The 14,725-nt window shown below is 48.0% G+C and carries 11 protein-coding genes and 2 pseudogenes; 2 read left to right on the top strand and 11 right to left on the bottom strand.

What is annotated here, in order from left to right; all coding sequences use genetic code 11:
* The 3 genes from ABC395_RS13460 to ABC395_RS13470 form a co-directional block, all read right to left on the bottom strand.
* Nucleotides 1-330, bottom strand: coding sequence for a PadR family transcriptional regulator (locus tag ABC395_RS13460; protein WP_413003769.1), 330 nt, complete (start codon nucleotides 328-330; stop codon nucleotides 1-3).
* A 307-nt stretch (nucleotides 331-637) separates the two neighbouring features.
* Nucleotides 638-1,537: an EamA family transporter gene (locus ABC395_RS13465; protein WP_413003771.1), complete on the bottom strand. Its 900-nt coding sequence runs from the start codon at nucleotides 1,535-1,537 to the stop codon at nucleotides 638-640.
* A gap of 201 nt (nucleotides 1,538-1,738) precedes the next feature.
* A complete protein-coding gene (locus tag ABC395_RS13470) occupies nucleotides 1,739-2,626 on the bottom strand; it encodes a LysR family transcriptional regulator (protein WP_413003772.1) in 888 nt (295 codons plus the stop codon).
* A 131-nt stretch (nucleotides 2,627-2,757) separates the two neighbouring features.
* Between ABC395_RS13470 and ABC395_RS13475 the strand changes: the two genes are divergently transcribed.
* Entirely contained in the window at nucleotides 2,758-3,777 is a 1,020-nt protein-coding gene (locus tag ABC395_RS13475) for an alpha/beta fold hydrolase (protein ID WP_413003774.1), read from the top strand.
* 102 nt (nucleotides 3,778-3,879) lie between these two features.
* On the opposite strand, the gene ppsA is transcribed toward ABC395_RS13475, so the two are convergent.
* The 4 genes and pseudogenes from ppsA to ABC395_RS13495 form a co-directional block, all read right to left on the bottom strand.
* Nucleotides 3,880-6,495, bottom strand: a complete 2,616-nt coding sequence (gene ppsA / locus ABC395_RS13480; RefSeq protein WP_413003776.1) for a phosphoenolpyruvate synthase — start codon at nucleotides 6,493-6,495, stop codon at nucleotides 3,880-3,882.
* Nucleotides 6,496-6,761: 266 nt separating this feature from the next.
* Nucleotides 6,762-7,220 (bottom strand): SMI1/KNR4 family protein, encoded by a 459-nt coding sequence (locus ABC395_RS13485; RefSeq protein WP_413006742.1) that lies wholly within the window; start codon nucleotides 7,218-7,220, stop codon nucleotides 6,762-6,764.
* A gap of 401 nt (nucleotides 7,221-7,621) precedes the next feature.
* Nucleotides 7,622-8,113, bottom strand: a complete 492-nt coding sequence (locus ABC395_RS13490) for a CPBP family intramembrane glutamic endopeptidase (protein ID WP_413006743.1) — start codon at nucleotides 8,111-8,113, stop codon at nucleotides 7,622-7,624.
* Nucleotides 8,105-8,725, bottom strand: a pseudogene (locus ABC395_RS13495) (GntR family transcriptional regulator); the annotation flags it as partial. The gene ABC395_RS13490 and the pseudogene ABC395_RS13495, both read right to left, overlap by 9 nt.
* Before the next feature lie 272 nt (nucleotides 8,726-8,997).
* Here ABC395_RS13495 and pdxR point away from each other — a divergent pair.
* Nucleotides 8,998-10,428: a MocR-like pyridoxine biosynthesis transcription factor PdxR gene (gene pdxR / locus ABC395_RS13500; RefSeq protein ID WP_413003777.1), complete on the top strand. Its 1,431-nt coding sequence runs from the start codon at nucleotides 8,998-9,000 to the stop codon at nucleotides 10,426-10,428.
* Nucleotides 10,429-10,515: 87 nt separating this feature from the next.
* Here pdxR and ABC395_RS13505 read toward each other — a convergent pair whose 3' ends face one another.
* The 4 genes and pseudogenes from ABC395_RS13505 to ABC395_RS13520 all read right to left on the bottom strand — a co-directional run bounded on the left by ABC395_RS13505 (nucleotide 10,516) and on the right by ABC395_RS13520 (nucleotide 14,690).
* Complete coding sequence (locus tag ABC395_RS13505) at nucleotides 10,516-11,052, bottom strand: pyridoxamine 5'-phosphate oxidase family protein (RefSeq protein WP_413003779.1); 537 nt, start codon at nucleotides 11,050-11,052, stop codon at nucleotides 10,516-10,518.
* 411 nt (nucleotides 11,053-11,463) lie between these two features.
* Nucleotides 11,464-13,720: pseudogene (locus ABC395_RS13510) on the bottom strand (ATP-binding cassette domain-containing protein).
* 227 nt (nucleotides 13,721-13,947) lie between these two features.
* The gene (locus ABC395_RS13515) at nucleotides 13,948-14,367 is read right to left on the bottom strand and encodes an SRPBCC family protein (RefSeq protein WP_413003781.1); all 420 of its coding nucleotides are present in this window, start codon (nucleotides 14,365-14,367) and stop codon (nucleotides 13,948-13,950) included.
* On the bottom strand, nucleotides 14,364-14,690 hold the full coding sequence (locus tag ABC395_RS13520) for an ArsR/SmtB family transcription factor (RefSeq protein ID WP_413003783.1): 327 nt from the start codon (nucleotides 14,688-14,690) through the stop codon (nucleotides 14,364-14,366). Before ABC395_RS13520 ends, ABC395_RS13515 begins: the two co-directional genes overlap by 4 nt.
* Nucleotides 14,691-14,725 lie beyond the last annotated feature (35 nt).

Consider the following 14,725-nt stretch of genomic DNA (forward strand, 5'->3'; position numbering starts at 1 on the left):
TTATAATAAGTTTTCCAGTACGCGCTTTGCATACTCCCAATTGCTTTTGTTGCGGGCGTATGTATCCTTGCCCTTTGCGGTAATCCTAAAATATTTGCGTCGTCCGCCCTGCGATTCATCGCCCCAATACCACTCGATGTCGCCGTCCGCTTCAAGCCTCCGGAAGCTGGAGTACATCGTGGCTTCCTTTAATTCATACTCGCCGTCCGAACGCTCGGCAATCAGCTTGACGATCTCGTAACCGTAATGATCAGCCTCGGACAAGAGCCGTAAAATCATCGTATCCGTATGTCCGCGAAGCAGGTCGGATGTGATTTTGTTCTCGTTCATGTAATCACCTCCACACTTTGTATGATAAGACACATTACTGTGTCTGTCAAGGTAGTATCACCAATAAAATACTTTGTCTCAAATAACTTCTGTGTTTACAGCAAAAAACCGCGCGGAGCGCGGCTTTCTCGGGTGTTATTTTTCTAATAAGTATATCACTTTCATTTGCTGATAAAATATCCCCCATCCCATCCCCTCATACGATCTGAATATAAACTGAATTTTAACCGCCCACCTTTATCCGGCTTAATATCCGGAAAACAAAAAAAGCCGCAAATATGCGACTTTCTACGGATATTGCAAAAGCTCACGCGGCGGAACTTTCGCGGGCGGCGGCTTTTTTTGAGAACGTCACGTTACCTGCCGCTATGCCTGCCAAGATGAGGACTACCCCGATCCACTGCAATAAGTTTACATGTTCGGCCAAAATAAGAGATGACATCGACACGGCAACCGGAAGCTCGGAAGCGGTTAGAATCGTGCCAAGTCCCGGTCCGATATGCGGCATTCCGATCGAAAACAACAGCGGCGGAAGAACGACTCCAAAAAAACCGAGCAGCAGCCCATATGGCGCAATCCCCATTAATACGGACATATCCAGCAGGAACGTCGGCGGAAGCAAGATAAATACAACGATTAGTCCACCGGTGGAGAGCAGAGCGCTTTTCTGGACGGGCGCAACGTCTTTGCCGACGGAACCGCTAAGAAAAATGAATGCGGTGAAGGTCAAAGCCGAAAGAAGAGCCCAGGCCATTCCCGTCCAGGAAAGCACGATCCCGCTTTTGGAAACGAGATTGGCGGCTAGAACGGAGCCGATCAGCAGGACGGCAATCGAGATCATCTTGACTGCACCCGGTTTTTTCTTATACAGAATCCATTCCAAAAGGGTCCCGATCCAGACGAACTGAAACAAAAAAATAATGGCGAGCGAGGCGTTTAACGTTAGCAGGGACTTGTAATAAAATACCCCCGTCAAGCCAAACGGAATTCCCGATGCAAGCAGTTGGAGAATCCGTTTAAACGGCAGCTTTCGTTTTTTGGTAAACAACACCAAGATCCAGGAAAGCAACGCCCCGAATAAATATTGGCCGCCCGAGACGGCCGAAACCGAAAACCCTGCGGAGTAAGCAAGTTTCACAAAGGTCGATAACACCCCATAGCAGCATCCTCCCAAAAAAACAATACATGCATAATGCCAAATTTTCATCGTTTTCCTCCTTACTCAAATAAAAAACCACACGATTGTCGAAAGACAACCGTGTGGCGAAAATAGAGTTTCCTCTGTAAAAATCCACGTCCTGAATGGTACAGGTTTTAATATCCAAATTCTTACCCAGTATAAGAGCAACTCTGAAAATTGTCAATGTCCGGTTGCCATGCGGGTTTAGGAAGATTCGGTCGACGGATTTCATGGAGACAACTCATTTCGCGCCAATTCGATGAAGGCTTTGAACGATGGGGAAACCCATTTCTCCTGATGCCATACCATTTGAGTAGCAAAACGTATTTCAGACAAATCCCAGGGCAAAACGATCAGTTCCCCCCGCTCCACTTCTCCTTTGATCACCATTTCAGGCAGCAGGGCAATGCCGAGCCCTGTCATTGCGCATTGTTTAATGGCTTCCGCACTGTTAAACTCCAGCTCGGTCAAGCTGTCGGCCCCTTTTCTAAGCAGCGTGCGATAGAAATACAAGCGGTAAGAGCAGCCCTTCTCGGTTAATAGAATCTGCTCTCCGTGAAAGTCCTCTATGCTTAAGGTTGTCCGCGAAGCTAAAGGGTGATCGGGGGCAACTACCATATGAAAGGGTTCGTCCAGCAAAAGCTCCGTATGCAGGTCCGCAGATACAGAGGATTCATCCAGCATAAAAACCACATCCGCATTTCCGTCCCGCAGGCTCTGTTTCAAATGGTGGCTGGAGAAGGGCCGGAACAACAGACGAACATGCGGATAGCGCTCGCGAAAAAGCCGGAGCAGCACGGGAAGCCGATACGTACAGAGCACTTCGTCTGCCCCGATGATAACGGTACCGGTCAATTCCCCGCTCTGACTTGATACATACCGTGCCTCTTCCACATCGTTTAATATTTTGCCGGCATAGGGTAAAAACCGGCTGCCTGCGTCTGTTAGCACAACGGTTTTGCCCAGACGGTCCAGCAGCTTAACTCCCAGTTCCTCCTCCAAAGCTTTGATTTGCATCGTTACCGTAGACGGAACATAGTTCAGGGATTCGGCTGTACGGCTAAAACTCCGGGTGGAAGCAAGCGTCCAGAATGTTTTCAGCTGGCGTATTTCCATGGGAAAAGCACCTCTTCATTCAAAATAAATGAACGTTGCTTTCAAAAACGTTTCATTGATTTGATACTAGCTCTAACGTAGAGTAAAAATCAAGCTTCAACTCAAAACTTGCAGACGAGGAGAATCGGATCATGAAAGATTACGAAGTATATCCGCTCGGAGATGTCGAGCTGCAATCGCGCCTTACGCTACCCCAAGCCTTTCTTGCCTATAAAACCTATGGAACTTTAAACGCCGACAAAAGTAACGCGATTGTTTATCCGACCTGGTTCGCGGGCCTGCATACCGATAACGAGTGGTTGATCGGCCCGGAGAAAGCCCTCGATCCGGACAAATATTTTATTATAGTACCTAATATGCTGGGGAACGGCCTGTCATCCTCCCCAAGCAATACACCGGCTCCTTTTGACAGAGCGAATTTCCCCCTCGTTACGATTTACGATAATGTCCGGCTGCAGCACCGGCTTGTGACTGAGGTATTCGGCATTACGAAACTTGCTTTAGTCGTAGGCTGGTCGCTCGGAGCGCTGCAAACTTTTCAATGGGGCACGAGCTATCCGGAAATGGTCGGGCGAATTGCGCCGTTCGGCGGAACGGCTAAGACCAGACCGCATGCTCAAGTGGTTTTTGAATCACTGATCGCCGCATTGCAAGCCGACTCCGATTGGAAGGACGGATTTTATACCCGTCAGCCTGCGCAAGGACTTGCCGCAATGGGACGAGCTTACGCTCCCTGGGGCTTCTCTCAGGCCTATTATTTGGAACAGCTTTATCAAGCGGAAGGATACCCGACGTTGAAGTCATATCTGGAAGACTACTGGGATAAAGTATTCTTTTCTTTCGATGCGAACGATTTGATTGCCATGCTCCGCACGGGGATACACGGGGATATCAGCGCCGTTCCTGCAGCCAACGGAAGTTTTGAAAGAGCATTGAACCGGATCACCGCCCGCGCCCTTGTTATGCCGGGATCGACCGACCTCTTCTTTCCTCCCGGGGACAGCGCCTACGAAGCGGAGCATATGCCTAATGCCGTATTCCGGCCGGTGGAGTCCAAATGGGGCCACTGTTTCGGAATCGGAGCCAACGAGCCGGATTCCGTCGTAATCGACAACCATCTGAAGCGATTTTTACAGGAAACCATGACTTAAAAAGTTTACGGCACGTTAACGGAGATCAGTTTGCAATAAAAAAGACTCAACCTGTGAAAGCACAGGTTGAGTCTCTTGGTTTACGCCGATTACTTTTAGCCCCTACAAGATTTCGATATACCCTTCCGTTCCATGCACGCGGATACGCTGCCCGTCTTTTATCAGCTTGGTCGCATTCTCCACTCCGACAACGGCCGGCAAGCCATATTCCCGCGCGATAACGGCTCCATGAGTCATCAGTCCGCCAACTTCGGTGACCAGGCCTTTAATGGCTATGAACAATGGTGTCCAGCTGGGATCGGTAAAGGCGGTGACTAATATATCGCCATCCTCCAGATCGGCATCTTCCATGTTTAAGATGACACGCGCCCGTCCTTCTATAACTCCCGAAGAAACAGGCAGACCCGCAATCGCATCGGCCGGGAGATTTTCCCGCTTGTACTTGCCTGTCACGATTTCACCATCCGATGTGATAACACGCGGCGGAGTTAGTTTTTCATATAACGTGTACTCCTCTTTCCGCTGGTCGATGATCGAATAATCCAGTTGATGCGTGCGTACGGCTTCGTGAAGTTCTTGAAAAGTAAGATAGTAGATATCTTCTTTATCCTGAATAACGCCCGCTTGAACGAGTTGTCCGGCTTCTTTCAGTAAAGCCTGCTTATAAATAAAGTAGCGGTTAACCATACCGTATTTGGGATATTCCCGATAACCGATGAAATTTCGGATAAGATCGATCATCCGTTTGGTTTCTTGCGCTTTTTCGTCCCCTTCCGGCAGTTGCTTCAATCGTTCTATTAGTTCTTTTTCTTTTTTTAAAGCCTCCTGCTGCCCCTGCCCGAATTTCCGGCCGCTTTCATTGGGTTCAAAGTTTTTGATGTTACCCAAAATCAGCGGGACAAGCGTAACGGGTTTTTCGCTCCACCGAATTCTCGTGATATCGATTTCTCCGGCACAGCGCATGCCGTATTTGTTCAGATAAGTAGTGATCGCGTCCCGGGATTCCTTCCCGCCTTCGAACTTAACCAGTTCATCCAAAAAGTTGTCGTCTTTGACATGCTGTAAATAATCAATGACTTCCGGATAAGGACGGATCGCATCGGCGACATCGAGCAGCGCCAAACCCATTTCCGAAGTAATATTATGGGCTACGGATTGAGATAGCGCGTCTGCCGCGTTTTTTTCACCCAGCCACTCGTTCATTTTTTCATTGACCCAGGATGAAGCGTTCATGGCTGCCATAAACACCGCCGAACTCTGCGGGTCGAATAAGATCTTTTTTAAGCGCTGCTGAATATCTTCCAGGATAAAATCAAACAAATCCGTCCCGGACTTCGTTTGGATGTTTTGTTTTAATTCTTCGATCGATGTTTGACTACGTTTAATCAAATCAGAAACGATTGCCGGATCTTTGTCGAATTGCGGTTGCGCACCTGCAGGAGGCATCCCTTTATTGCTTGCGCCGGGACGCGTTTCTTTTGTATCGTCTGGTACTAGTTTTATAAAATCTCGATCAATTAGGGTCATAAGGGCGTCTTTTAAGAGCGGATCGTGCTGCCCCATGCCAGTTAACAAATTTTCTCTGCTCTCGGATGAAGCCAACATGGCTGTAACATCAACAAATAACCTTCCACCGGCTTTACGCATGGGTGCGGAAGTCGTCAGCAGAAAAAAAGACAAACCCAGTGGTTTGATGGGATCCGTCATCATTTGCTGATGACCAACAGAGATATAGACGTGATTTTCTTGATCATCCGCTTCGGGAATCGGGTACAAAGTCGTAATCGGCCGGCTCTGGACGATATAAAACGTGTCATCGACCAAACACCATTCGATATCTTGCGGGCAGCCAAAATGAGCTTCGATCTGTCTTCCTATGCGTGCCAGTCGTACAATTTGTTGCTCGGTAAGAATTTGGTCCTTCTGCTGACCGGGATCGATTTGCCGGGTCTCTGTTCCGCCTTCTTTCCGTCCGTAGATAGCCAACTTCTTGGCCGCTATCCTCTTCTCGACGATTGTATCTTCCTGTACTTTATAACAGTCGGGAGATACCAAGCCGGAAACGAGTGCTTCTCCGAGTCCGAAACCGGCGTCGATCGATAGCAGCTTCCGGTTGGAAGTAACCGGATCAGCGGTAAATAAAATTCCGGAAGCCTGCGGGAAAACCATTCTTTGAACGATGACGGATAAATAAACCTGACGGTGGTCGAATCCGTTCTGAATACGGTAAATGACCGCCCGGTCCGTGAACAGGGAAGCCCAACATTTGCCGATATGCCGCAAGACCGCTTCGACGCCGATGATGTTTAAAAACGTGTCTTGCTGACCTGCAAAAGAGGCGTGCGGCAAATCTTCGGCAGTCGCGCTGGAACGCACGGCATAAGCGTGTTCTTCGCCAAATTGCGAAAGATACCGAGTGACTGCTTCCGCAACATCGGAAGGAATTTCCGCTTTCATGATGAGCTCCCGGATCTTCCTGCTGATTTCACCGATTCGAACCCGATCTTCTATTCTTAGCGTGATTAGTTCGTTCAACAAAGCATGATACGTTTCGTTTTGTCCGATGGCTTTTTCATACCCCACGGTTGTCACGCAAAATCCTTCGGGTACATGCAGGCCTTCAATTTTAGATAATTCTCCTAAATTCAGCCCTTTTCCGCCGACAAGCATAAGCTGCGTGTTTTCCATTTCCTGAAAACCGAGAACCAAAGAACTCATACGATATCTCCCCTAACCGTTAAATTGAGAAAAAACATTTGACAAGAGTTCACCGGCACGGTATACTTAAAGTATAAGATGTGATATATATGCCTAATAGAATTAAATCAGTCGTGACCTGATTATATCATCGCGCCTGTTTAGTTGCAATATAAAAGAACCTGATCATTTGATCAGGTTCTTTTTTTTGATTTTCACGCTGATGAGTTTCGTTCCATACCTGCCCCCTGAACATTCAAGCGGCGATTGAATGATGACTTCTGCAATTATGAACGTTCGTCGATCAACTGTTCCAAAAATTCCGCAAAAGTCAACGCATATGTATCGATTAAGTCATTCATGAGATCATAACGCATAATCGGGAATTCACCCTGTTCGTCGCTGACAGACGTATCAAAATAGTAAAGCTCGTCACCATCCGGAACGAACAAGTCCAGCCTGTGGGGAAACCGGCTTACTAACCACTCTTCCGCTTGGTTAAGCCTATGTAAATAAAGAATGTCGCTGTCGTCATACTCCCTGTGCTCCGGAGACACAACCGTTAGAATATTGGCGCCGCTCAACCGCGCATTTCCGTAGTGGGTTAGCCACCAGCGGTAAGACGGAGGCAGCCTGAATCCTAACTCTTCTTCCACTTCCGTTATCCAGCTCTCTTCCGCACCGTGGCCAGGAAACCATTTTAAAGCGGAGGTTGTTTTCAGTTTGTCTGCCAAACGCTCATACATGGGTTTCATCCTCTCTTCCTGCCTGTTTTAATTCCAGATCCTACCGTTTAGTATATCACATAACACCTCGGACATCAGTGCCCGTACCAGGCTCATGCCTCATGACCATGCGTGATAGAAGAGAAAGTTGCACCGAAAGCATGGCTCGTAAATCGGCTTAACTCCGTAATAAGACTCTGCATAAATCAGCAATAGTATCCCATAATAAAACAGCCTGTTTTTTGATTTCAAACGTACAGAGGAGCAGATGAATGTGAAAAACAAATGGTTTGATTCCAGCTAATTTTCTGAGTTACCAGATTCTTTGCTAAAGAAAAATTTAATCGGGTTAACGCATTAAAATAAGAAAATCTCTAAAAGAAACCAAATTACGGAAATGAAAATTGGTAAAAACCAATAGTTTAATTCTTTATTAAAATTTTTGCCATTTTAAATTGTTGTTCTTGTCTTTTAATTTTGTGCAGTAAAAGCCAACATATATATAATGCTGGTATTGACGCTACACCCGATAAGCCCAATAATACATATTCAGGTGAATCATAGGACATAGATTTCACCAAGTCTCCGCCTTGAAAGTATGACCCCACAACGTAAGAGATGTTTGTTACCATATGTACAAGGATAGCTGGCCAGATTGATTGTGCGTATATCACGATTAGTGAAGACACCCACGCAGCGAAAAATAACTCTATTAATCTATATGGATTATCATGAAAAAGAGCAAATAGAAAGGAACTTATTGCCGCCGCGATCCATCTGACTTTCTTCTCAAATCCCGTTAACAGAACCCCTCTGAATAGAAGTTCCTCACAAAACGGTGGTATGACTTCTATAGCAACGATCAGAACAATAAGAGAGGTGATGTCTGTAGCTATTGGATAAACCGACAGCACTATGTCAAAGCCTTCTGTAAATCCGCTTGTAATCAGCATATCCTTTCCGCTTATATCCATGCCCTTATTCTCCATATAACGGATCAGGTAATCGATCAGCGGTTTATAGCCCTTGGCATAGCCGTAGTTGAGCAGCACCTGCCCTTCGATTGCCATCCGATCCATAAAGGCTCGCCTTACATCCCTCAGATCAAACAGCTGCTCATCCGAAGCGATGCTTGTGAAAGAGATGACTTCTTTTTGGGCGCGAATGCCCTGCTTCATCCTATCCAGCTCCACAGCCGTTATAGCATACTCGTTCATTTTTGCCTTCCAGTCGATCTGCCAGGCGGCAGAGCAGTCAACTCCTCCGTTGTCTGTAGTCAAATGGACTCCCGTAGCTGCCACATAGCTGCCTTTGCCGGGAATCGCATACCTAAATCCGTCATCCTCCAGGCCTTCATAGGCTGCAATGACGGTATTGCGGCTTACCTTTAGCAGCTCGCTCATTTCTCGTGTGGAGGACAGCTTCTGATCCGCTTGAAGCGCCCCTTCTATAATTAACCGTTTGATGTATTCTTTCACTTGTAGCGCGACCGGACGGTCAGCGACGAGCTTGAAATCCTGGAACATCGTTCATCGCCCCCATCTATAATGATGGCATAGGAGACGAGATAAAAAAGAACCACCGCACTGGATTTTTAATCCTTCGGTGGTTCCTCCGCATTTTATCCCCTGTACGTCCTCATATTCCTACTTGTACCGGTCTAAAAAACCCGATAATTCTATCGTTTGCGAAAACAACTAGGGTTATGATAACGTATCAGTAAATGGAGTGTTAATGATTATTCATAGTTAATGTTTAGGAGTAATCCATAATTCGGAGAAACACTTGAGGTGAACGAATGCTAAAAGTAAACCGAGATGATGAACGTCCCATCTGGCAACAGCTTCTAGACCAAGCGATTCATAATATCACAACCGGAAAATGGCCGCCGGGCGAATTGCTGCTCCCATCCCGCGAACTCGCTCCCTTGATTGGCGTTTCCCGTTCAACCATACAGATTGTTTACGAGGAGCTGTTCAGTCGCGGGTACACCGTAACCTCTCGTCGCGGCGGGACAAGAGTCAGCAAATGGACATATGCGACTCGTCCTTCAGAGGTTGCAGCGACACAAGGACCCGTCCCCCCCGAATTGCCTTTATTAGACTCTGCAATCGGGCATTTGCACAGCTGGTTCGGAGACAAAGCAAATCGAAAAGTAGAGATCGACTTCAGTCCCCATGAGCCTTATTTAGACGAACATTTTCAAAAGAATTGGAGGCAATCATTTTTACATGCCTCCACTGAAACTGACCTGGACAGTTGGGCTTACGGCGACTCCTATGGATTCCTGCCCCTGCGAGAACAGATTCAACGTTATTTGTCACTTGAACGGGGCGTTCATGTGAACACCGATCAAATCATATTAACCTCCGGCGCGCAGCATAGCATCGACCTGATTGCACAAGCCCTTTTGCATGAAGGTGAAACGGTTTCGGTTGAAGATCCCGGCTTCCCTGCCGCCTGGATGGCGATGAAGTATCGGCGTATGCAAGTCGTCCCCGTTCCCGTCGACGAGTACGGCCTGTGCGTTAACCGCATTCACCCTCAATCCAAACTTGTCTTTGTTACGCCATCGCATCAGTGTGCGGTTGGAGTTATTATGTCGGAGCCTCGCAGGCAACAATTGCTACACATGGCTGCCGGGCAGCGGTTTTGGATTGTCGAGGATGATTACGACAGCGAATTTCGATATCGCGGCGACCCGCTTCCAACCTTGTTCAGTCAGCGACCTCAGAACACGTTGTATATGATGAGTTTTTCCAAAATGGTTGCTCCCGGTATTCGGATATCGGCAATCGTTGGTCCCAAAGAGGCCATTCGTCAACTTGCCCGAGTCCATGAATTAACCTATCGTCATCTTCCGATTATGGAGCAATTGACGCTTGCTCATTTTATCGAACATGGTCATTTCATGCGCCATATGAGACGAGTTCGAAATGTATATCGGCGCAGACACGAAGCCATGACGAAGGCCATCATCACGACAGGTCTGAGTGAACACTTCACACTAAGCGGCGTAGAAACGGGGCTGCATATGCTTCTTGAGGCTAATCGATCCTTTGACGAAGAAGCCGTGACCAACCTGGCACTTCAAAAAGGAATCCGTGTTTATCCGCTTAGCGCGTATTGTTTGGAGAGCGATCGTAAAGGATGGGTACTGGGTTTTGCTAAAGTAGATGAAACAGCCATTGAAGAAGGCATTTATCGGCTAGCGAAGATGCTAGTATAAGACAAGCATCCCCGCTCCCGATCGTCCCAGTGCGCGTTTACGTTCCAGTAATAGCCATCCGGCAGGTAATGTATAAATAAAACTAGCTTATACGGTTTTTCCAGGTTTGAACATTTTTTCTTCTTCTATTGCATTTTCTTTCGCGGTGATATGATGGGGTTCAATTCTGTATACCTGAACGGCACCGCCAAATACCGCCGACCGGTATTTATCTACGTGCTGCCGAGATAACGGACGATTATAATAACCAGGCACATACTTATCCATCATTTCTTGCAGCATGAGTGTAGCTTCATCCAGATCGACGATAGGCTGTGCCTTGCCAAAAATCATCACACTCATATACGACGTGTCCGTCTTGGCAGGCACCGGATCAGTAATCGTTCCATATTCTTCACACACCGTAAAACAGACTTCCGGATTAGCACTCATAACCTGATTTCTTCTCCCGCCGGTGGCTCCATGGAAATAAAGCTTCCCATTTGTCCAAACGAAATTGAGCGGAACTACATACGGCAGATGACCATCGACCATACCAAGTTGTCCAATTCGAGCTTGCTGCAGAAATGTATCCATCTTACTCTTGTCCAACACTTCTCTGATCTTGTAACGTACTCCATCCATTGTTATCACTCCTAGTGTATTGAAGGATTATTAGGCAAGTTTATCAGCCTTTGGAATGAAACTAAATGTCCATAAAGATAGAATTGAAGCAATCCATAACTCACGCATTGCTCTTCTGTCATGAGGTAAAGAAAGCGTCAAATAACCCCCACCTATAATGAGGTGAGGGCTGTTTGACGCTTTCTTTCATGCAGTACGAGGCTCATTTGACCTACTTTCACTTTGGTTGAATGAGAGTGGGAATCACTTGTTATTTCTTCGAAGATGGTTCATTTTTGTGTTCAATCACATGCAATACTTTAGGTTCAATAGCTTTTAACATTTGTTCATTGGATTGATTGCTTTTAGGTACTTCGCCTTGCTTTTCACCTTGAAGCTGTCCATCAACCTGTGTTTGGGAAATTTCATGTCTTACATCAAATATTTTCCCGTAATCGACTGCTCCGCATGGATGATCTGCTCAGGTGTGCCCTCGAACACCACCTGTCCGCCCTTGCTGCCTCCGTCCGGTCCCATATCGATGATCCAATCCGCCTGGCTGATCACATCCAGGTTATGCTCGATGACAATCACCGTATTCCCGGCATCCACAAGACGGTTCATGATTCCCACGAGGTGACCGATATCCGACATATGCAAGCCGGTCGTAGGCTCGTCCATCACGTAGATGCTTCCCTTCTTGTGCAGTTCACTCGCCAGCTTGATGCGCTGGCACTCCCCGCCCGATAGTGTACTGAGCGGCTGGCCGAGTGTGATATAGCCGAGCCCCACGTCACTCATCGCCTGAAGCTTGCGCACCACTTCTTTTAACTGGAAAAAATCCAATGCCTGTTCTACTGTCATCTCCAGTACTTCGGCAATTGACTTTCCGTTCAATTTGTACGAGAGCACTTCTTCCTTGAAGCGTCTGCCTCCGCATACTTCGCATGGCAGCTTCACGCTGTCAAGAAATGCAAGGTCCGTATACACGACACCCAGCCCCTGGCAGTTCTCGCAAGCCCCCTTGGAGTTGAAGCTGAACAACCCCTGGCTCACCTTGTTCGCGGCAGCAAAAGCTTTGCGCACATCGTCCATAATGCCTGTGTAAGTTGCGGGATTCGAGCGAGTAGATACTCCAACCGCGGACTGGTCAATGACGATCGCATCCGGGTGCCCGCTGAGGAACACTTCGTTAATCAGCGTACTTTTACCCGAGCCGGCGACACCCGTAACTACGGTCAGTACTCCGGTCGGAATATCTACGCTTACGTTTTGCAGGTTATGCAGGCTGGCATCCCTGATGCACAGCTTGCCGGACGGCTGCCTGCACTCCTGCTTGAGCCGGAGCGGACGCTTCATATGGGTGCCTGTCAATGTATCCGCCGCAAGCAACCCCTCGTAGCTTCCTTCATATACGATCGTACCGCCGCGGCTGCCGGCATGAGGCCCGACGTCGACGACATGATCCGCCACCTTGATTACATCGGGATCATGCTCGACAACGATCACGGTATTGCCTTTGTCCCGCAGCTTCTGAAGCAATTCATTCAACCGGTGTACGTCACGCGGGTGCAAACCGATGCTGGGTTCATCGAAGATGTACGTCACATCTACCAGACTTCCGCTTAAGTGCTTTACCATCTTGACCCGCTGCGATTCTCCGCCGGACAACGTATCCGTTTCGCGGTCCAGTGTCAAGTAATCAAGGCCGATGTCCGCCAGATGCTGGAGCCGCTCTGTCAATGATTTCACAATCGGCGCGGCCACAGAATCGTCGATCTCCCGAATGACGCGAATAAGCCGGCCGACCTCCATGGAGGACATCTCGGCAATGTTGAGACCATTCACTTTGCAGCTAAGTGCAGCCTGATTGAGTCTTGCGCCGCGGCAGTCTCGAACACGGCCCCTCGGAGATGTACGGGGCCACTGCTTTTTGTGTGCGCTCGGACTTGGTCTTCACATCCTGCTTGATGTATTTGTTGGTGAACTTTTCGATGACGCCTTCGACCGTAATATTCGTTGCTTTTCCGGCGAAATCCATCTTCACTTTTCTGGCTTTGCCGTACAAGAGCCGCTCCAGCTCCTCTTCCGGATAATCGCTAAGCTTCTTATCGGGATCGAAAGGCCCCGACTGCACGATCATGTTCCAATCCCATCCGTTTACCGAATAGTCCGGCAGCCTAATTGCTCCTTCATGGAGAGACTTGGACATGTCCAGCGCTTTGCTCAAGTTAATGCCTAATTTGCGGCCGATTCCGCTGCATTCCGGACACATGCCTTGGGGATCGTTAAAAGAAAACATGTGCGCTTGTCCCACATGAGGCTGACCCGCTCGTGAGAAAAGAAGACGGAGAATGGGAGAAATATCCGTGATCGTGCCCATCGTGGAATGAGAACCGCCGCCCAGCCTTTTCTGATCGACGATAACGGCCATGCTCAGATTTTCGATCGCGTCTGCGTCGGGCTGCGGATAGCGGGGCAGGAAAGTTCGCACGAACATGCTGAAGTTCTCATTCAGCAACCGCGTGGACTCCGCGGCAATCGTATCGAAAACGATCGATGACTTGCCGGATCCGGATACCCCGGTAAATATCGTGATCTTCCGTTTGGGAATGCGCAGGGATACGTTCTTGAGATTGTTTTCCCTCGCAGCCGAGATGACGATATATTCCTGATTGGATTCACTCATGATTAACATCCTTCCGGCAGTTAAATTGGGACTTAAACGTTATTGTACCATCCGTTGTACGTGGCGCGAACTCGATTCGAAACGAGTTGAACTGGTCAGATTAGCCGAAGTAGACCAAACCGGCTGCATGGCAGTTTGCAGCCGGTTTGTATGGAACCGCTTATAGCAGGGTTTACCTATCCCCTAGTTACAGTCTCTAGGAACGTATAAGTTAGTTTGGCACACGCTTATTGTTCCAATACATGTTCAAGCCCGCCGCACCATTTAGTCCAGCCATATCTGGCTCCATTGAGTGCCGGTTCATTCGAGATGCCGGTCTGTTCGAGATGAAGGTTAACTTTCCCGTCCCCCAAGTCTTCCAGCGTCCAGGTGACCGTGTGTTTCTCCCCACTGGCCCAGGTATACGACAAGCGGTTGGGTTCATCCACAAGGAGCACTTCACCTTCAATAATTCCGTTCCACCATTGAGTCGGCTGCGCACGGAACTGAAACCGGTGTCCTACGACGGGCTTGAAATCATTCTCCATCGCCTGACCGGTGTGGATGTCGGCCACCCACTTGGCAAGCTTGCTGGAGTCGGTTAATGCGGACCAAAGCTTCTCAATCGATGTCTTGTACTGAAAATCAAGGGTTAATGTTAAACTCACTCTTCTTCCTCCTCTAATAGCTGGTTCAAACGCAATAAATTCGTACTCCAAAACTTGCTGTAGAAAGATACCCAATTTTGAATTTCTCTGAGTGGAGAGGCGTTCAGTCTAAATCGTGTTTCTCTGCCTACCTTTCGGTCCATGACCAGACCGGCCTCTTTCAGGATAGTCAAATGCTTGGATACCGCTGTACGTCCCATTTGAAACTGAGCCGTTAATTCATGAAGAGGAACCTCTTCGGCCAGAGCCAGCAGATGAATTAATCGGCGTCTGGTTGGATCTGCAATCGCGTCAAACACATCCCGCTGATGGTCCTCGCTCACAACACCCTCTCCTACTAATTCAACGATTCTTTAAT

This window comes from Paenibacillus canaveralius, from assembly GCF_047238265.1.
GTDB lineage: Bacteria > Bacillota > Bacilli > Paenibacillales > NBRC-103111 > Paenibacillus_F.